At 73.8% G+C, this 16,915-nt stretch carries 19 protein-coding genes and 2 pseudogenes; 10 read left to right on the top strand and 11 right to left on the bottom strand.

The features are described from left to right. Nucleotides 1–254: 254 nt before the first annotated feature. From UO65_RS28765 to UO65_RS28755, 3 genes are read right to left on the bottom strand one after another with little or no spacing between them, the layout of a single operon-like run. On the bottom strand, nucleotides 255–1,283 hold the full coding sequence (locus UO65_RS28765) for a CobW family GTP-binding protein (RefSeq protein ID WP_035288717.1): 1,029 nt from the start codon (nucleotides 1,281–1,283) through the stop codon (nucleotides 255–257). Next, nucleotides 1,280–1,819, bottom strand: coding sequence for an NUDIX domain-containing protein (locus tag UO65_RS28760; RefSeq protein WP_052021909.1), 540 nt, complete (start codon nucleotides 1,817–1,819; stop codon nucleotides 1,280–1,282). The genes UO65_RS28765 and UO65_RS28760 overlap by 4 nt, the downstream gene beginning before the upstream one ends. A 37-nt stretch (nucleotides 1,820–1,856) precedes the next feature. Continuing rightward, nucleotides 1,857–2,447, bottom strand: a complete 591-nt coding sequence (locus tag UO65_RS28755; RefSeq protein ID WP_035288714.1) for a DinB family protein — start codon at nucleotides 2,445–2,447, stop codon at nucleotides 1,857–1,859. A gap of 55 nt (nucleotides 2,448–2,502) precedes the next feature. On the opposite strand from UO65_RS28755, the gene UO65_RS28750 reads away from it, so the two are divergent. Then, entirely contained in the window at nucleotides 2,503–3,333 is an 831-nt protein-coding gene (locus UO65_RS28750; protein ID WP_267880625.1) for a 1-aminocyclopropane-1-carboxylate deaminase/D-cysteine desulfhydrase, read from the top strand. A 3-nt stretch (nucleotides 3,334–3,336) separates the two neighbouring features. Here UO65_RS28750 and UO65_RS28745 read toward each other — a convergent pair whose 3' ends face one another. From UO65_RS28745 to UO65_RS38770, 3 genes and pseudogenes are all read right to left on the bottom strand, one after another. Beyond that, complete coding sequence (locus UO65_RS28745) at nucleotides 3,337–3,741, bottom strand: OsmC family protein (protein WP_035288708.1); 405 nt, start codon at nucleotides 3,739–3,741, stop codon at nucleotides 3,337–3,339. 68 nt (nucleotides 3,742–3,809) lie between these two features. Further along, nucleotides 3,810–4,238 carry a GNAT family N-acetyltransferase gene (locus UO65_RS37665; protein WP_035288836.1) on the bottom strand — a complete coding sequence of 143 codons (429 nt, stop codon included), beginning with the start codon at nucleotides 4,236–4,238 and terminating at the stop codon, nucleotides 3,810–3,812. A gap of 42 nt (nucleotides 4,239–4,280) precedes the next feature. Beyond that, nucleotides 4,281–4,526, bottom strand: a pseudogene (locus UO65_RS38770) (helix-turn-helix domain-containing protein); the annotation flags it as partial. A gap of 107 nt (nucleotides 4,527–4,633) precedes the next feature. On the opposite strand from UO65_RS38770, the gene UO65_RS38430 reads away from it, so the two are divergent. Beyond that, a complete protein-coding gene (locus tag UO65_RS38430; RefSeq protein ID WP_146241332.1) occupies nucleotides 4,634–4,906 on the top strand; it encodes a DinB family protein in 273 nt (90 codons plus the stop codon). 10 nt (nucleotides 4,907–4,916) lie between these two features. Beyond that, nucleotides 4,917–6,005, top strand: coding sequence for an NAD(P)/FAD-dependent oxidoreductase (locus tag UO65_RS28730; protein WP_035288706.1), 1,089 nt, complete (start codon nucleotides 4,917–4,919; stop codon nucleotides 6,003–6,005). On the opposite strand, the gene UO65_RS28725 is transcribed toward UO65_RS28730, so the two are convergent. Further along, nucleotides 6,002–6,379, bottom strand: a complete 378-nt coding sequence (locus tag UO65_RS28725; RefSeq protein ID WP_035288704.1) for a hypothetical protein — start codon at nucleotides 6,377–6,379, stop codon at nucleotides 6,002–6,004. The two genes, UO65_RS28730 and UO65_RS28725, sit on opposite strands and share 4 nt — an antisense overlap. 120 nt (nucleotides 6,380–6,499) lie before the next feature. After that, nucleotides 6,500–7,264, bottom strand: a complete 765-nt coding sequence (locus tag UO65_RS28720; protein ID WP_035288701.1) for an SGNH/GDSL hydrolase family protein — start codon at nucleotides 7,262–7,264, stop codon at nucleotides 6,500–6,502. Nucleotides 7,265–7,355: 91 nt separating this feature from the next. Here UO65_RS28720 and UO65_RS28715 point away from each other — a divergent pair, with 91 nt between their 5' ends. The 6 genes and pseudogenes from UO65_RS28715 (at nucleotide 7,356) to UO65_RS28690 (ending at nucleotide 13,585) form a co-directional block, all read left to right on the top strand. Further along, nucleotides 7,356–8,579 (top strand): sensor histidine kinase, encoded by a 1,224-nt coding sequence (locus tag UO65_RS28715; protein WP_063936033.1) that lies wholly within the window; start codon nucleotides 7,356–7,358, stop codon nucleotides 8,577–8,579. Next, a pseudogene (locus UO65_RS28710) lies at nucleotides 8,576–9,033 on the top strand (response regulator transcription factor). Before UO65_RS28715 ends, UO65_RS28710 begins: the two are co-directional and overlap by 4 nt. 55 nt (nucleotides 9,034–9,088) lie before the next feature. Then, the gene (locus UO65_RS28705) at nucleotides 9,089–9,472 is read left to right on the top strand and encodes a VOC family protein (RefSeq protein ID WP_035288830.1); all 384 of its coding nucleotides are present in this window, start codon (nucleotides 9,089–9,091) and stop codon (nucleotides 9,470–9,472) included. Nucleotides 9,473–9,539: 67 nt separating this feature from the next. Continuing rightward, nucleotides 9,540–10,598, top strand: coding sequence for an FAD-dependent oxidoreductase (locus tag UO65_RS28700; protein WP_035288698.1), 1,059 nt, complete (start codon nucleotides 9,540–9,542; stop codon nucleotides 10,596–10,598). A 37-nt stretch (nucleotides 10,599–10,635) separates the two neighbouring features. Beyond that, nucleotides 10,636–11,988, top strand: a complete 1,353-nt coding sequence (locus UO65_RS28695; protein WP_035288695.1) for an FAD-binding oxidoreductase — start codon at nucleotides 10,636–10,638, stop codon at nucleotides 11,986–11,988. A 43-nt stretch (nucleotides 11,989–12,031) separates the two neighbouring features. Next, entirely contained in the window at nucleotides 12,032–13,585 is a 1,554-nt protein-coding gene (locus UO65_RS28690) for an acetolactate synthase large subunit (protein WP_035288692.1), read from the top strand. Nucleotides 13,586–13,662: 77 nt separating this feature from the next. Here the strand turns inward: UO65_RS28690 and UO65_RS28685 are convergent, their stop codons facing one another. The 3 genes from UO65_RS28685 to UO65_RS28675 form a co-directional block, all read right to left on the bottom strand. Then, a complete protein-coding gene (locus tag UO65_RS28685) occupies nucleotides 13,663–14,532 on the bottom strand; it encodes an SAM-dependent methyltransferase (protein ID WP_035288689.1) in 870 nt (289 codons plus the stop codon). A 40-nt stretch (nucleotides 14,533–14,572) separates the two neighbouring features. Continuing rightward, on the bottom strand, nucleotides 14,573–15,427 hold the full coding sequence (locus UO65_RS28680) for a helix-turn-helix domain-containing protein (RefSeq protein WP_035288686.1): 855 nt from the start codon (nucleotides 15,425–15,427) through the stop codon (nucleotides 14,573–14,575). Between the two features lie 181 nt (nucleotides 15,428–15,608). Then, the gene (locus UO65_RS28675; protein ID WP_035288683.1) at nucleotides 15,609–15,824 is read right to left on the bottom strand and encodes a DUF397 domain-containing protein; all 216 of its coding nucleotides are present in this window, start codon (nucleotides 15,822–15,824) and stop codon (nucleotides 15,609–15,611) included. Between the two features lie 429 nt (nucleotides 15,825–16,253). Between UO65_RS28675 and UO65_RS28670 the strand changes: the two genes are divergently transcribed. Next, entirely contained in the window at nucleotides 16,254–16,667 is a 414-nt protein-coding gene (locus UO65_RS28670; protein WP_152552331.1) for a hypothetical protein, read from the top strand. Nucleotides 16,668–16,915: the final 248 nt, after the last annotated feature.

Genomic DNA, 16,915 nt, shown 5'->3' with positions numbered 1-16,915 from the left:
AGCCCGCGAAATCGAGGAAGAAATCGGCTGGCGCCCGCGCTCGATCCGTCTCCTGACGAGTTTTCAACCCCTGGCAGGCTGACGAGTAGGAAGCGGCACCTCAGCCGCTGTTGTGCCAGATCTGCGCAGGCGCCGACGGCCAGTCCGACGACGGTGTCCTGTGGATCTTGCAGGATCATCGCGGGGACTGGCCCGGGTGGTCAGACCGCATGGGCAGCACCGAACCGCCCGTCTGCGCCAGCCTTCCTCGACGACTAATCGCGGAGGTACCTGGTCACCGATGCCATGTCCAACGGGTCCACCGCCTCCGGGTTCGGTTCCACCGTCTCGGTGAAGGCCGTGTGGATCGCTTCCCGGTCGAGGCCCGCACCGATCAGCACCAGCGTCGTGCCCGGGGTCGTTCCGTGCGGCCATTCGTCGCGGGTCAGGCGGAGGTGGGGGCCGACGGTGTGGAGGGTGAAGCGTTGGGTGTGGCCGGGGACGCCGAAGTGGACGTGGCCCTTCACCCGGTACAGGCCTGCCGGGCGGTCGGTCAGGAAGGACATGAAGCGCAGCGGGTTCACCGGGCGGTCCTCGACCAGTTCGATGCTCTCGTAGCCGGCGTGCACGTGCTCGGTGTGCGGGGTGTCGGCGGCGACGAGGTCTTCGAACGACAGTTGCTTCCAGCGGGGTTCCGGGCGGTCGACCGGGTCGAACAGCAGGGCGGGGTCGACTCGGCTGTGCTCGGTCGGGACCACCGGCACCCCGTCCGCCAGGTCCCGCACCAGGGTGAGCAGGCGTTCGCGCTCGGCGGTGGTGACCCGATCGACCTTGTTGAGCAGGACCAGGTCGGCGTAGCGCAGGTGTTTGTCGAGCTGCGGGTGGCGGGTGCGGGTGTCGTCGAACTCGGCGGCGTCGACGACCTCGACCAGGCCGCCGTAGGTGATGGCCGGGTTTTCGCTGGCGACGACCAGGCGCACCATCGCCGGGGGTTCGGCCAGGCCGCTGGCCTCGATCACCACCACGTCGACCGGGGGGTCGCCGCCGTCCTCGCCGGGGGTGGTCAGGCGGTCCAGCATGGCGTCCAGCTCGGACACGTCGGTCACGCAGCACAGGCAGCCGTTGCCCAGCCCCACCACCGAGTCGACCTGGGCGGCGACGGTGAGCGCGTCCACGTTGACCTTGCCGAAGTCGTTGACGATGACGCCGACGCGGACCTGGCCGGTGGTGCGCAGCAGGTGGTTGAGCAGGGTGGTCTTGCCCGAGCCGAGGAAGCCCGCCACCACCAGTACCGGAATCGTCACCCCGACGACCCTAGTGGCCCACCACCGGGTCCCGCTGTGCTCGACCGGGCGAAGTGGCGCGCCACAGCCGCCGTGTGCAGCGAGAACGCCAATTCGGCCGGGCCGCGCAGCAGCTCCCAGCCGGTGGTCTCGGCGGTGGCGACGGGGGCGGGGAGGTCGGTCTCGGCGGTGGTCGGGCCCAGGCCGAACACCAGCAGCGTCCCGTCCGGGGCGCTCTCGGCGCCGAACAGGTCGACCGAGGCGGGGTCGATGGCGACGCCGGTCTCCTCGCGCAGCTCGCGGGCCGCCGCGTCCCGCCATGCCTCGCCGAAGTCGACGTACCCGCCGGGCAGCGCGAGTTCGCCCCGGCGCGGTTCGACGTCGCGGCGGACCACCAGCAGGGCGTCGCCCCCGGTCGAGGTGACCGGCAGCAGGACCACCGCCACCGGCAGCGGGTTGCGGTACGCGGTGTCCCCGCAGGCCGGGCAGTGCCGGGGCCAGCCCGCGCCCGCCGGGTAGGCCGCGCCGCAGGTGGAGCAGTGGGAGTTCTTCGGCATGGCGCAGATCCTGCCCGACCGGTCGCGGTCCCGGTGGTCAGGTGCCGGTCGGGTCGGCTGCCCTGGCGACCCGCTCGACCTCCGCGTGCCGGTTCGCCCAAAAAGCCGCGTCCTGCCCTCGCCGGATCATGCTCTCCGCGTCCATCTCCACCGCGCCGTCGAGGTGTTCGCGCAGGATGTCGGCGTGGCCCACGTGCCGGGTGGTCTCGACGATCATGTGGACCAGGACGTCGAACAGCCGCACCCCGGGGCGCGGCCACCACGGCACGTGACCGGGGGCGTCGACGGGGAGGCCGTCGATCGTCGCGTCGGAGTGCTCCCACACGCGCCGGTAGCGGTCGACGACCTCGGCTCGGGTCTCGTGCTCGGTCGCCCACATGTCGGTGCCGCGCCGGGTCTTGTCGTCCCAGGCGGGCAGGGGCTCGGGGAACGGGCGCCCGAAGACCTGGCCGAAGTACCTGGCCTCCCAGGTCGACAGGTGCTTGACCAGGCCGAGCAGGTTGGTCCCGGTGGGGGTCAGCGGGCGGCGGACGTCGTACTCGCGGAGCCCGTCGAGCTTGGAGAGCACCGATTCGCGCACCTCGCGCAGTTCGCCGTGCAGGTGCGCTTTCGCGTAGTCGTCGATCACGGGGTGAGCCTGCACCAGCCGACCGCCCGCCGGGTGGCTGACCTACGATCGCCGGGTGCTGCCCCGGTTGCCCTCGCCGCTGACCGAGGTGGTCGACGAGCGCCTCCGCGGGGTGCGGCTGCTGCTCAAGCGGGACGACCTGATCCACCCGGAGATCCCCGGCAACAAGTGGCGCAAGCTCGCGCACAACCTGGCACCGGCGCGGGCGGCCGGGCGGGTGGTGACCTTCGGCGGCGCCTACTCCAACCACATCCGCGCGGTCGCGGCGGCGGGCCGCGAGCACGGGTTCGCCACCGTCGGGGTGATCCGGGGCGAGGAACACCTGCCGCTCAACGATTCCCTGGCCTTCGCCGTCGAGCGGGGGATGACCCTGACCTACCTCGACCGCGCCACCTACCGCCGCAAGACCGACCCGGACGTCCTCGCCGCCCTGCGCGACCGGTTCGGCCCGCACCACCTGCTGCCCGAGGGCGGCAGCAACGAACTGGCGGTGCGCGGCTGCCAGGAGGTCGTGGCGGAACTGGGCGACTTCGACGTCGTCTGCTGCCCCTGCGGCACCGGCGCGACGCTCGCCGGGCTGGCCCGGGGGCTGCGCGCGGGCCAACGGGCCGTCGGGTTCGCCGTGCTGCGCGGGGACTTCCTCGCCGACGCCGTGGCCGAGCTGGCCGGTCACCGTCGCAACTGGACGGTCGACACGCGGTTCCACTTCGGCGGCTACGCGAGGACACCGCCGCGACTGCACGCCTTCGCCGACGAGTTCACCGCGCGGCACGGCGTCGCGGTGGAACGGCTCTACGTGGCGAAGATGCTCTGCGGCGTCTACGCGCGGGCGGCCTCGGGCGAGTTCGCCCCCGGGACGACGGTGGTCGCCGTCATCACCGGGTAGCCGTCACCCCCGGATGGTCAGCCCCACGTCGGTCGACTCCTTCAGCGTCCGGGTGACCGTGCAGACCGCCTCCACCGCCCGCCGCACCACGGCGACGAGTTGCGCCCGCGCCCGCTCGTCGAGCCCGGACAGGTCCAGGTCGAGCCCGATGTCCACCCCGTCGAGCGCGTGCGCCCCCACCGGCCGCACGTCCTCGGCGACCACGTCGACGACCGCGTCCGGCGTCGTGCGCCGCACCACCAGGTCCTCGGCGGTGATCCCCACGCAGCCCGCCGCCGCCGCGAGCAGCAGTTCCACCGGGGTGAACGCCCCCGGTTCGCCGACCCGCCCGAGGCGCACGTGCCCGCCGCGCTCGTTCGACGCGGTGAACGCGTGTGTCCCGATCCGCCGGACCCGCACCGCCGCCATCCCGGCCTCCTCCTCGTCGAGGGCTCCGACCGCGGGGATGCGCCCTGCGCCTGGAGATTCCGACGATCTTACGCGGGTTCGGGCCGGGTCGCGTGCGGGCGCTCCAGCGCCGTGGCGTCCGGGGCGGCGAAGCCGAACCCGGCGTAGAGCGAGTGCGCGTCGGCGGTGTGCAGCAGCCAGCGGAAGTGCGCGCCCGGGCCCTCCTCGACCATCGTGCGGACCAGCGCCTTGCCCAGGCCGCGGCCGCGGGCGGAGGGCAGCACGAACACGTCGGCGAGGTAGGCCAGCGACACCCCGTCGGAGATCGCGCGGGCGAAGCCGACCTGCGCCCCGGTCGCCCGCTCGTAGGCGCCGACGACCCGCCAGGCGCCGTCGATCTGGGCGTCGACGTGGGCTCGGGTGCGCCAGCGGGCCCAGTAGGCCTCGGTGGACAGGAACCCGTAGACGGCCGCGCGGTCGAGGCGGGTCGGGTCGGTGTCGAGGTCGTACTCGCTCACGGGGTTGCCTCCTGGCGGGCGTGGCGGGCGGGCGGGCGGGGTGCCCACCGCGGTGGTGAACTCGCGGATCAGGTGCGCCTGGTCGCTGTAGCCGAGTTCGGCGGCGAGGGCGGACCAGTCGCCGTCCTCGGCGCGCACCGCCGCCTCGTGCGCCCGGTGCCTGCGGATCACCCACTTCGGGCCGACGCCGACGTACTCGCGGAACAGCCGCTGCACCGTGCGCGCGGTGGTGCCGAACTCGGCGGCCAGCAGGTCGAACCGGGTCGCCGCCGTGCGCCTGCCGAGCACCCCGCGCGTGTAGGACACCCGGCCACGGTAGCTGTCGCGTTCGTCCAATACCCGCGAATTTCCGGCGGCTGACCTGCCGCCCCGACGACGAGGTGGAGCGCGACCACGTGGGCACCGGGCGGTGGCCGGACTTCCACCGCGAGCACCTGACCGTCGCCGCCTGGCGGGAGCCGGGCGCGCTGGAGGGCGAGACCACCACGATGTCGGCGCCGCTGCCCGCCGACCGGGTCGCGGCGGCGCTGGAGCGCGTCGAGGGCATGGCGGAGGTGGGGCGGCAGTACGGCGCGTTCGGCGCCGAGGTCGAGGTGCCCGCCGACGCCCCGGCCCTGCGCCGGGCACTGGCCCTCACCGGCCGCGACCCGTCCTGGCGGTCGGCCTAGGCTCGGTCGCGTGGCGTGGGACTTCGTGGTGGTGGGCGGCGGGATCGCCGGGGTGTCGGTGGCGGCCGGGTTGACCGGGCACGGGTCGGTCCTGCTGGTGGAGGCCGAACCGGAACTGGCGCGGCACACCACCGGCCGCTCGGCCGCGATCTACCTGCCCAGCTACGGCGGCCCGGTGGTGCGCGCGCTGACCACCGCCAGCCGCGCCGGTTTCACCGCCCGCTCGGTCGACGCGCCGCTGCTGCGCCCGCGCCCGACGCTGTGGCTGGCCACCACCGAGGACGGCGCCGCGGCGATGCCCCCCGCGCCCGCGGTGTCGGCGGCGGAGGCGCTGGCGCTGTGCCCGGTGCTGCGGCCGGGAGCCGTGGTGGCCGCGGCGGTGGACTCGGGCACCATGGACGTCGACGCCATGGGGCTGCACCAGTCCTACGTCCGCGAACTGCGCGCGGGCGGCGGCGAGGTCCGCACCGGGGCGCGGGTCACCGCGCTGGGCCGCGACGGCTCGGGGTGGGCGGTCGGTCTCGGCGGGGACACCGTGCGGGCGGGTGTGGTGGTGAACGCGGCGGGCGCGTGGGCGGACGAGTTGGCGGTGCTCGCGGGTGTGCCCGCGCTGGGTCTGCGCCCGCTGCGCCGCACCGTCGCGGTCGCCGCCGCGGCCGCGGTCGACCCGGCGTGGCCGCTGGTCGCCGAGGTCACCGACGACTTCTACTTCCGCCCGGAGGGCACGGGAATCCTGCTGTCCCCGGCGGACGAGACCCCGTCGGCGCCGGTCGACGCCCGGCCGGTCGACGTGGACGTCGCCCTGGCCCTCGACCGGGTCAACACCGCCACGACGCTCGGGTTGCGCTCGGTGCGCCACAGTTGGGCGGGGTTGCGCACCTTCGCCGCCGACCGGGAACCGGTGGTGGGGGAGCTGCCCGGTCACCCGGGGTTCGCTTTCGTCGCCGGGCAGGGCGGTTACGGCATCCAGATGGCGCCCGCGCTGGCCGAGGTCGCCGTCGCCGTCATCACCGGCGGGCCGGTCACCGTGGACCCGGCGCCGCTCTCCCCGGCCCGGTTGCGGTCCGGGGCTGCGATCAACCCGGACAACACGGCTTAGCCGCAGGCGGCGGTGAGCGAACCCGACGTCAGCCCACCGGAGGTGTTGACCACGCGGTAGGTGTTCGTCGCCGTGCCCAGGCAGGTGTGGGTGAAGTAGCCGGTGCCCGTGGTGACGGTGTACCAGGTGCCCGTGTTCGGGTCGATCCGTTGCAGCGCACCGGAATCGTCCACGACCTCGACCGGGGTGGGCTCGCCGGGCGGCAGCGGCGACACCCGGCACAGGCTGATCGCCTTGGCGGTCAGCGCGCCGCCCGCCTGGGTGACGCCCGCGCGGGGGGAGCAGGTCGTCGCCTGCGCGGCGTCCGGCAGCACCACCGCGAAGCCGAGCGCCAGGACGACGGGGAGCAGTGTGCGACTTGACCGACCCGGCATGGGAACCCTCTGTCCGGTGGGAGTGGCGAGTGGACCCAGGCTAACAACCGGTGCGCCGTCCACAGCTCGACCGTTCGAGTGTCTTTTCCCGCTGTGGCAGGCGAACGGGGCAGCGCGCGATCAGTCGAACGGCGCCAGGTGCGGGCGTTTGGGGGCGCGGCCGTCGCCGGAGGAGCGGCCCGCGAGGCGGCGGCCGATCCAGGGGGCGGCGTGCCTGCGGACCCAGCGCAGGTCGGCCAGGGCGCGCTCGTGCCACGGGGCGGCCGGGGACGGCGGGACCGGTTCGTCCCAGTCGAACTCCGGGGGCAGGCCCAGGGCGCGCAGGACGGCCTCGGCGACGCGGCGGTGGCCCTCGGCGTTGAGGTGGATGCGGTCCTCGGCCCACAATCGCCCGGAGTCGAACACCCTGGAGGAGAACAGGTCGACCACGACCGCGTCGTGCCGTTCGGCCAGGGCGTCCACGGTGGCGATGAGGGCGTTGACGCGGGGGAGCAGCCGGGTGCTGCCGCGCATCCGCCGCGACGGGTCGATCACCCGGAACAGCAGCAGCCGCCCGGAGGACTCCGCCAGCGTGTCGGCGATGCGGGTGATGTGCGCGGTCACCTCGGCGAGGTCGCAGCCGGGGCGCAGGACGTCGTTCATGCCGCCCGCGAAGCAGGCGACGTCGGCGCGCATCGCCGCGGCCGGGGCGAGCTGTTCGTCGACCATCTGGCCGACGAGCTTGCCGCGCACGGCCAGATTGGCGTACCGGAAGCCGGGCGTCTCCACGGCGAGCCGGGCGGCGACGAGGTCGGCCCAGCCCCGGGAGGTGCCGTCGGGCAGGTCGTCGGACAGGCCCTCGGTGAAGGAGTCGCCGAGGGCCACGAGGCTGGTGTAAGCGTTCATCTCGGCGCAGAGGCTACTTAGGTCGCGCCGCGGGTCCACCGAAAGGTGTGGAAGCCCTCGTCACCGGCCCCCGCCTCGCTACCGTGGGGAGGTGAGCCGCCACGCCGACGCCCCCCTGTGGCACACCCGCCGGGAGGCCTTCTTCTACCTGCTGCCCGTCGGGGTGGCGTTGGCGCTCTGGGTCCTGTTCGCGGTCGACGCCGGGCTGCCCGACACCCCCGCGGACGCGCTCGACACCGTGGTCTCGCTCGTGCTGATCGGCCTGCTCTGGGTGCGCCGCCGCCACCCGACCGCGCTGCTGGCCGCCACCCTCGCCGTCAGCGCGCTGTACCTGGTCCTGATGACCTGGGGGGCGGGGTTCTTCTCCCCCGACCTCGACTTCGCCTCGCCCTGGGTCCCCCTGGCGACCCCGGTGATCGTCTACAACGCCGTCCTGCACGCGGGTCCGGTCGTCGGGACCGCGCTGGCCGCGGCGCTGTACCTGGTCGCGGCGCGGCCGTGGGAGGTCTCCACGGACGTCATCCTGGGGGCCGTCACCATGGTGGTCCTCCCCGCGCTGATCGGCCTGTACCTGCGGGCCCACCGCACCCTGGTGCGGGCGCTGACCGACCGCGCCGAGCGGGCCGAGCGCGAGCAGCACCTGCTGGCCGAGCGGGCCCGCGCCGACGAGCGGGTGCGGCTGGCCGAGGAGATGCACGACGTGGTCACCCACCGGGTGAGCCTGATGGTGCTGCACGCGGGCGCCCTGGGGGTGACCGCGCCGGACGAGCGGGTCCGCGCCGCCGCCGAGGGGCTGCGCGCGGCGGGCTGCGAGGCGCTCGACGAGCTGCGCGAGCTGGTCGGTGTGCTGCGCAACCACCAGCGCGCCGACATCGACACCGATGAACCCGGGGAGGTGGACCCGGGCGCCGTGCCGGACCTGTCGACGCTGCTGGCCGAGTCCGCCTCGGTCGGGGTGCCGGTGGAGCTGGTGCGCGAGGGCAACCCGGCGCTCACCTCACCCGCTGTCGGGCGCACCGCCTACCGGGTGGTGCAGGAGTCGCTGACCAACATCCGCAAGCACGCCCCGGGCGCCCCGACCAGGGTGCACGTGCGCTACGGCGGCGACCGGGTGCGGCTGACCGTCCGCAACGACCGCGCCACCGCTCCGGTCGACCGGGGCCTGTCGCGCACCGGTTCCGGCGCCGGGCTGGCCGGGCTGCGGCAGCGGGTGGAGTTGGTCGGCGGCACCCTCACCGCCGGGCCGCGCGCCGGGGGCGGCTTCGAGGTCGACGTGGTGCTGCCCGCCTACGTGCCCGCGGGCGCCGAGCGGTGATCCGGGTCGTGCTGGTCGACGACGAGCCGATGGTGTGCGCGCACCTGACCGACATCCTGTCCTCCGCCCCGGACCTCGAGGTCGTCGACACCGCGCACGACGGCGCCGCCGCGGTCGAGTCGGTCGTCCGGCACCGCCCGCACGTGGTGCTGATGGACCTGCGGATGCCCGGCGTGGACGGCCTGACCGCCATCGAGCGGATCGCCTGCCTGCCCGAGGGGAGCAGGCCACCCGCGACCGGGCGCTGCGCCGGGTGCGGTCGCTGACCGAGCGCGAGACCGAGGTGCTGACCGGGCTGGGCGAGGGGCTGTCCAACGCCCGCATCGCCGCCCGGCTGTCGCTGAGCGAGGCCACGGTCAAGAGCCACGTGTCGCGGATGCTGGTGAAGCTGGAGGTGGAGAACCGCACGCAGGCGGGCCTGCTCGCCTACGACGCGGGCCTGGTCACCCGCTGAGCCCGGCCGGGAAAACGGAGCGCGCCGGGGTGTGACGCCTGGCACGCTGGCCGCCATGGCATCGACGCTCCTGAACATCTGCATCGACAGCAGCGACAACTACGCCCTGGTCACCTGGTGGTCGGAGGTCTTCGGCCTGCCGCTCGACCCGGACAACAAGCCGGGCGAAGAGGAGACCTGGATCGAGCTGCCCAACGGCACCACGATCATCTTCAACCGAGTCCCCGAGCCCAAGGCGGTCAAGAACCGCGTGCACATCTGCCTGCAACCCGACATCCCGCGCGACGAGGAGGTCGAGCGCCTGCTCGGCCGCGGCGCGACCCTGGTCGGCGACCTCCGCGAGCCGGACGGCACCGGCTGGGCCGTCCTCGCCGACCCGGAGGGCAACGAGTTCTGCGTGCTCCGCAGCGCCGCCGAGCGCGCCGCCACCGAGGGGTGACCGGCGCCCCGGTGTGACCGAGCGGACCCGCGGGAAAGGATTCGGCGTCCCCGGTGTTGACCCGGGCATGGACCCGGTGGTGGACGTCGTGGTGATCGGAGCGGGGCAGGCCGGTCTGTCGAGCGCGTACTTCCTGCGCCGGGCCGGGCTGGACTTCGTGGTGCTCGACGCCAACCCCGGGCCGGGCGGGGCGTGGCGGCACCGCTGGCCGACGCTGCGGCTGGGCACTGTCCACGGCATCCACGACCTGCCCGGCCTCGCCCTGCCGCACACCGACGAGGACCGGCCCGCGTCGGAGGTCGTCGCGGAGTACTTCGGTCGCTACGAGCGGGAGTTCGACCTGCCCGTGCTGCGCCCGGTGGCGGTGAAGGCCGTGCGGGACACCGGGTCGACGCTGCGGGTGGAGACCGCGCGCGGCGCCTGGGAGGCCCGGGCGCTGATCAACGCCACCGGCACCTGGGACCGCCCGTTCTGGCCGAGGTACCCCGGGCAGGCGGAGTTCGCCGGGCGGCAACTGCACACCGCCGACTACCGGGGACCGGAGGAGTTCGTCGGCAAGCGGGTGGTCGTGGTGGGCGGTGGCGCCTCGGCGGTGCAGGCGCTGATCGAGCTGGCGCCGGGGGCCGCCGCGACCACGTGGGTGACCCGCAGGCCGCCGGTGTGGCGGGACGGGCCGTTCACGCCCGAGGTCGGGCGCGCGGCGGTGGCGCGGGTCGCCGAGGCGGTGGAGGCGGGCAGGCCGCCGGAGAGCGTGGTCAGCGTGACCGGGCTGGTGCTGACCCCCGAGGTGGTCGAGGCGCGGCGCTCCGGTGTCCTGGACCGGCTCCCCGTGTTCGACCGGCTCACCGCCGACGGCGTCGCCTGGGACGACGGGCGGTTCGTGCCCGCCGACACGATCCTCTGGGCGACCGGCTTCCGGCACGCCCTCGACCACCTCGCGCCGCTGCGGCTGCGCGGTCACGGCGGGGGCATCACCGTGGCGGGGACCCGGGTCGCCGCCGACCCCCGGGTGCACCTCGTCGGCTACGGCCCCTCGGCGAGCACCATCGGCGCCACCCGCGCCGGGCGGGCCGCCGTCGCCGAGCTGAAGCGGTACCTCGCGGGCCGTGCTGCGCCGGTCGGCTGACGGCTATCGTGGGGCGACCGGTAGCGGAGGGAGTCCCATGGCGGACATCGGAGCGAGGCTCGCCGACATCGTCGGGCTGACCGAGGTGGTCGACGACCACGGCCACGACGAGTCGCTGACCGTCCCCGCCCAGCGGCCCGCCCACGTGGTGCGCCCGGAGACCGCCGAGCAGGTCGCGGCGATCCTCGAAGCCGCCACCGAGCACGCCACCCCGGTCACCGCCCGCGGTTCCGGCACCGGCCTGTCCGGGGCGGCGGTGCCCCGCGCCGACGGGATCGTGGTGTCGTTCGAGAAGATGAACCGGGTGCTGGAGATCGACACGGAGAACCACGTGGCGGTCGTGCAGCCCGGGGTGACGTTGCAGGAGCTGGAGGAGCGCACCGCCGCGGCGGGGCTGGTGTACCCGGTCTACCCCGGGGAGCTGAGCGCCAGCCTCGGCGGGAGCGTGGCCACCAACGCGGGCGGGATGCGCGCGGTCAAGTACGGCGTGACCCGCCACCACGTGCTGGGGGTGCAGGCCGCGCTGCCGACCGGGGAGCTGATCCGCACCGGCGGCCGGTTCGTCAAGTCCAGCACCGGCTACGACCTCACCCAGTTGATCGTGGGCTCCGAGGGCACGCTGGCCCTGGTGACCGAGGCGATCCTCAAGCTGCAACCGCGCGTCGCGCACCAGGCGACCGTGCTCGCGCCGTTCGCCGACCTGGCCGCGGTCGTCGCGGCGGTGCCCCGGGTGGTGGCCAGTGGGATCGGGCCGCTGATCCTGGAGTACATCGACGGCATGACCATGGGCGCGATCACCCACACCGCCGACCTGCAACTGGGCATCCCGGACGCGGTCCGCGAGACCGCGCAGGCCTACCTGGTGGTGATGCTGGAGAACCGCTCCGCCGACCGCCTGGATGAGGACGTCGCCGAAACCGGGGAGATGCTCGCCGGGCTGGGCGCGGTCGACGCGTACGTGCTGCCCGGCGGGTCCGCGCGGCGGCTGATCGAGGCGCGGGAGCGGGCCTTCTACACGGCCAAGGCCGCGGGCGCCGACGACGTGATCGACACCGTGCTGCCGCGCGCCGCCCTGCCGGACTTCATGGCCGCGGTCACCGGCATCGCCCAGGCGCACGGGACGTTCGTGATCGGGTGCGGGCACGCGGGCGACGGCAACGTCCACCTCGCGGTGTTCCAGAAGGACGCCGAGCAGCGCTCCGCCGTGCTGGGCGAGCTGTTCGCCGCGGCGATCGCGCTGGGCGGGGCCATCTCCGGCGAGCACGGCATCGGCCGGGCGAAGCGGTCGCACTTCCTGGCGTCGGAGGACCCGACGAAGGTCGAGCTGATGCGGCGGGTCAAGCAGGCGTTCGACCCCGCGGGCGTGCTCAACCCCGGCGTCCTGTTCTAGCGACCTGTTCCGAGGACCCGTTACCCGGCAAGTGAAGGATGACATGAACGGCGCACAGTCACTGATCCGCACGCTCGTCGACTCCGGGGTCGAGGTGTGCTTCGCCAACCCGGGTACCTCGGAGATGCACTTCGTCGCCGCGCTGGACTCGGTACCGGAGATGCGGGGCGTGCTCGCCCTGTTCGAGGGGGTCGTCACCGGTGCCGCGGACGGGTACGGGCGGATGGCGGGCAAGCCCGCCTGCACGCTGCTGCACCTGGGGCCGGGCCTGGCCAACGGCGGGGCGAACCTGCACAACGCCCGCCGCGCGCACACGCCGCTGGTCAACGTCGTGGGCGACCACGCGCTGTACCACAAGGGTTTCGACGCGCCGCTGGAGTCCGACATCGACTCGCTGACCGGGTGGACCGAGGGGTGGAGCCGCACCTCCACCGACACCGGGAAGGTCGGGGCCGACGCCGCCGCGGCCGTCGCCGCCGCGCGGGCGCTGCCCGGCCGGACGGCGAACCTGGTGCTGCCCGCCGACGTGTCCTGGGGCGAGGGCGGGGTCGCCGCCGCGCCCGCCCCCGTCCCGGCGCCCGACGCCGTGCCGGACTCCGCGCTGGCCGCGGTCGCCGAGGTCCTGGGGTCCGGCGAGTCCACCGTGCTCCTGCTCGGTTCCGGGGCGACCCTGGAGCGCGGGCTCGTCGCCGCCTCGCGGATCGCCGCCGCGACCGGGGTCAAGGTGCTGGTGGAGACGTTCCCGGCCCGGTTGGAGCGCGGCGCCGGGCTGCCCGCCGTGGAGCGGCTGGGGTACCTCGCCGAGCAGGTGCAGTGGCAACTGACCGACGTGCGGCACCTGGTGCTGGCCGGGGCCACCGCGCCGGTGTCGTTCTTCGCCTACCCGGGCAAGGCCTCCGAGCTGACCCCCGAGGGCTGCGCGGTGCACACCCTGGCCGCGCTGGGGTCCGACGTGGTCGACGCGCTGGAGCGGCTGGCCGAGTCGGTGGCCCCCGGGGTGGCGCCGGTGCTGCAGGAACCCTCCCGGCCCGCGCTGCCGTCGGGGGAGCTGACCCCGCAGAACTGGGCCGAGGTGATCGGGGCGCTGCTGCCGGAGGGGGCGATCGTCTCCGACGAGGCGAACACCTCCGGGCTGATGATCCCGATGGTGACCGCGGGCGGGCCCCGGCACGACGTGCTGACCCTGACCGGCGGGTCCATCGGGCAGGGGCTGCCGGTCGCGGTCGGCGCGGCCGTCGCCTGCCCGGACCGGCCCGTGGTGGCGTTGCAGGCCGACGGCAGCGCCATGTACACCATCTCGGCGCTGTGGACCATGGCCCGGGAGCAGTTGGACGTGACGACGGTGATCCTGAACAACCGGGCCTACGCGATCCTGCGGATGGAGCTGGGCCGGGTGGGGGCCGAGGGTGCCGGGCCGGTGGCCCGGTCGCTGCTGGACATCGGTGGGCCGGACCTGGACTTCGTGAAGCTCGCGGAGGGGATGGGGGTGCCCGCCACCCGGGCCACCACCGCCGAGGAGCTGGCCGAGCAGTTCGCCGCCGCGCTGGCCGAACCGGGGCCGCACCTGATCGACGCCCTGGTGCCCTCGCTGATCTGACCCGCTGCCCCTGCCGACCTGACGACGACGGGGGTCCGACCGGAAATCCGGTCAGGCCCCCGTCGTCGCGCGGCGGGTCACGGCTTGCGGCCCGCCCCGGCCCAGATGACCGCCTCGTTCGGCTGGGTGAAGTGGATCTGCTTGGCGTTGGGGCCGGTCTCCTCCGGGTGCCACTCCGGGGTCCAGACCATGCCGGGTTCGACCAGCTCGAAGTCGCCCATCAGGGCGGTGATGTCGGCGCGGGAGCGCCAGATGGCGTTGCTGCTGGAGGAGCTGTCGTACATGGCCTTGAGCTCGGCCAGCTTCGGGCCGACCTCCGGCGGGATGCCGTCGTCGGTGATGTGGGAGATGCCCAGGTAGGAGCCCCGGGGGAGCAGTTCGCGGTAGCGGGCCACGCACTGGGCGCCGATGTCCTCGCCGGTCCGCCGGTCGGGTTGGAAGACGTGCAGGACGGCGATCATGAGCAGGGCGATGGGTTCCTCCGGGTCGAGGATGCCCGTCGCCATCGCCTCCGACCACAGCTCGTCCGGGTCGCGCAGGTCCCCGTAGATCACCGCGTTGCGGTCGGTGTTGCCCTCCTCGTCCAGCAGGATCTCGGCGTGGGCCACGGCCACCGGCTCGTTGTCGACGTAGACCACCCTGGCGTCGCCGGTGATCTCCGCCGCCACCTGGTGGGTGGCGCCCGCCGTGGGCACCCCGGCGCCGATGTCGAGGAACTGGCGGATGCCCCGGTTGGTGAGGTGGCGGACCAGGCGGTTGAGGAACAGGCGGTTGGCGACGGCGATGTTGCGGACCAGGGGGAACCGCTCGACCACCCGCTGGCCGAACTCGCGGTCGATGGCCCAGTTGGCGGTGCCGCCCAGGTAGTAGTCGTACACCCGGGCCACGCTGGGGCGGTCCAGGTCGATGCCCTGCGGCGGGATCGGGTCGGAGAGGGCGTCGGACAAGGTGGGCTCCCCTGGTCGGGTTCGGTCGGTCTGCGGGATGTCAGGTGGTGCGCGCGACGAGCAGCGAGCGCAGGTACTCGACCGTGCCGTCCCGGTCCAGCGCCGCCTCGGAGATCCGGGCCCACTCGGCCCGGTAGGCGGTGAGCTTTGCCGCGCTGGTGACCGTGCGGGCGTCGCCGGGCAGTTCGATGTAGGCGAAGCTCTCGCGCAGGTCGTCGGCGAAGTCGAGCACGGTGAAGCCGGAGTGCACGTGCGACAGCGGGGCCTCGTAGGGCAGGAACCGCAGGTCCAGGTTGTCGTGGGTGCCGATCATGGTCAGCAGGTGCTCCACTTGGTCGACCACCAGGTCGCGCGTGCGGCCGCCCGGCAGCCGCTGCAGGCAGGACGGGCTGAGCACCGCGCGGTAGGCGGGCGGGTCGGCCACGGTGAAGATCTCGGTGCGCGCCCTGCGCCTGCGGAAGCGCTCGGTGATCTCGGTCTGCGCCACCACGCCGGGGAGCCAGGCCAACTGGAACTGCTTGAGCATGTACCGCTCGGACTGCAACGGGCCCGGAATCCGCTCGGTGTGCCAGCCCAGGATGGTCTCCGCCTCCGACTCCAGGTCGACCAGCAGGGCGAACTCGTCGGTCTCCTGCAGGCCGGAGCGAATCCGGCGCTCGGTCAGCCGCTCCGCGAGCAGCACCATCTCCTTGGCCTCGTCGTCCGGGGTGGCCAGGACCTGGAGCATCCGGCGCAGTTCGTCGGCCTTGACCCCGACCTTGGCCGCCTCGATCTTCTGGATCTTGCTCTGCGTGCAGCCGAGGTGATCGGCCACTTCGGCCTGGGTCCGCCCGGCGCTCTGGCGGGCGGTCTGGATGCGCCGGGCCAGCGCACGGCGTGCGGCGTTGTCCTGCACCCGGTTTCCACCTCTTCGGTCCGGCTGTGGGAAGCCGAATCAGCGTATCCGACCGTGCGTGTCCGCACCCTGCTCGGTTGGGCGAGCCCGGAACCGCCGCGGTGGTTTCGGATTAATCCGAAACCACCCTGGGTCAGGTCCGCCACCGGCTCGAACTGATGGACACCCGCGGACCGTCAGGTCACCTGTCGCCGACGGTACCCAGGAAACGAGTCCACGCGGTCTGCCGGAAGGACAGTCCGCCGAGTCCGCGGTTTTTGGAATCGCGGACATCGGCGCCGGTCAACGCGGTGAAGCGGACCTCGACGCAGTCGCCGTTCGGCTCGCACCGGCTCGAGGTGCGCCAGTCGCCCGCGCTCGCCGGGCGTCCCCCGTGACTGAACCCGTTCTCGCTCATGGTGTGTCTCCACTCGTTCGGGTGAGGTCCGATGGGATTAATCCTGCCAGCGGAATAATCGAAGTGCAACACACCGTGATGCGATCCGCGCTGAGAGTGACGACGGTTACCCGATCCTCAGATCATCCCCTGTCTTCCCCGCGTCAGTCGGGAGTCCGCGCGACAAGGGTGGATTAATCGCTTTTCCGGATGATGATCATTTGTTTGAACAAGGGAATAATCCGGACCCGGTCCGGATTTCGGTTCGCCCGGAGGATCGACTACCGTTCGCCGTAGACGGCGGACCACCCGGCGCTCGACGTGCGGTTTCGGCTCCATTTCACTCTTCAGTGGAGATTGTGGGAACACCCACCGCGGAGCGATTCGACCGACACCGGGCACCGGCTCCGCCGCCACCGGGAAAGCCGAACCGAGGGACTGGGCACCGACATGCACAGCACAGCGCACCGCACCCGCGGCCAGGAACCGCCCGCGGGCCGCGTCCGGCCCGGGGACCCCGCGCCCTGGACGCTGTCGCCCACCCGGCGCGACTCCGACCGGATCACCACCGCCCTGCTGGCCGCGGTCGACCCCGCCGCCCGCCCGGGCGGCGCGGGCCCGGCCGTCTCCGACGGGGTGGCCCGGCTGGCGCGGCGGCTGCGGGCGGCGGTGCTGCTCATCCCCGCCCTGCTGCACGGCGCTTGGCGCGCCGCGTTCTCCGGCCTCGGCGGCCCCGTCGCCGTGGTCGTCCTCGGGGTGGCACCGGCGCGGGAAACCGACCCGCCCGGCCGCCCCCGCCCACGCACGTCGACCCTGGGGCAGGTGGGGGAGCACCTGCCGGAGGGGAACCGGGAAGCCGCCTAGACCCGTCGGGGGCGACGGGTCGTTGTTTCCGGGCGCGGAGGTGGCGCCGGTTCCGGTTCGAGGGGTCAGGGTCGGCGGGCGTGTTCGCGTCACCGCTGTTCCCCGGTGCGGTGCACCGGGGAACAGCGGTGACGCGCGGTGGGGTTGGGTTTGGGCTTGGGTGCTGGGTGTTCGACTGTGGCTGTGGTTTAAGGGCCCGGTCGTTTTCGGGGCGTGCCCGGGTGGGTGGATCTGCTTGGGCGGGGCCC

Source organism: Actinokineospora spheciospongiae (genome assembly GCF_000564855.1).
Classification (GTDB): Bacteria; Actinomycetota; Actinomycetes; order Mycobacteriales; family Pseudonocardiaceae; genus Actinokineospora; species Actinokineospora spheciospongiae.
The sequence above is the reverse complement of the archived record's forward strand: the minus strand, read 5'-3'. Positions and strand labels throughout refer to the sequence as shown.

Excerpts from the sequence above, each read along its gene's own strand:
- UO65_RS28760 (WP_052021909.1), bottom strand. The coding sequence starts at position 1,819 with ATGCCGAAGAACTCCCACTGCTCCACCTGCGGCGCGGCCTACCCGGCG.
- UO65_RS28745 (WP_035288708.1), bottom strand. The coding sequence starts at position 3,741 with ATGGCGGCGGTGCGGGTCCGGCGGATCGGGACACACGCGTTCACCGCG.
- UO65_RS28725 (WP_035288704.1), bottom strand. The coding sequence starts at position 6,379 with ATGCCGGGTCGGTCAAGTCGCACACTGCTCCCCGTCGTCCTGGCGCTC.
- UO65_RS28720 (WP_035288701.1), bottom strand. The coding sequence starts at position 7,264 with ATGAACGCTTACACCAGCCTCGTGGCCCTCGGCGACTCCTTCACCGAG.
- UO65_RS28705 (WP_035288830.1), top strand. The coding sequence starts at position 9,089 with ATGGCATCGACGCTCCTGAACATCTGCATCGACAGCAGCGACAACTAC.
- UO65_RS28700 (WP_035288698.1), top strand. The coding sequence starts at position 9,540 with ATGGACCCGGTGGTGGACGTCGTGGTGATCGGAGCGGGGCAGGCCGGT.
- UO65_RS28695 (WP_035288695.1), top strand. The coding sequence starts at position 10,636 with ATGGCGGACATCGGAGCGAGGCTCGCCGACATCGTCGGGCTGACCGAG.
- UO65_RS28690 (WP_035288692.1), top strand. The coding sequence starts at position 12,032 with ATGAACGGCGCACAGTCACTGATCCGCACGCTCGTCGACTCCGGGGTC.
- UO65_RS28675 (WP_035288683.1), bottom strand. The coding sequence starts at position 15,824 with ATGAGCGAGAACGGGTTCAGTCACGGGGGACGCCCGGCGAGCGCGGGC.
- UO65_RS28670 (WP_152552331.1), top strand. The coding sequence starts at position 16,254 with ATGCACAGCACAGCGCACCGCACCCGCGGCCAGGAACCGCCCGCGGGC.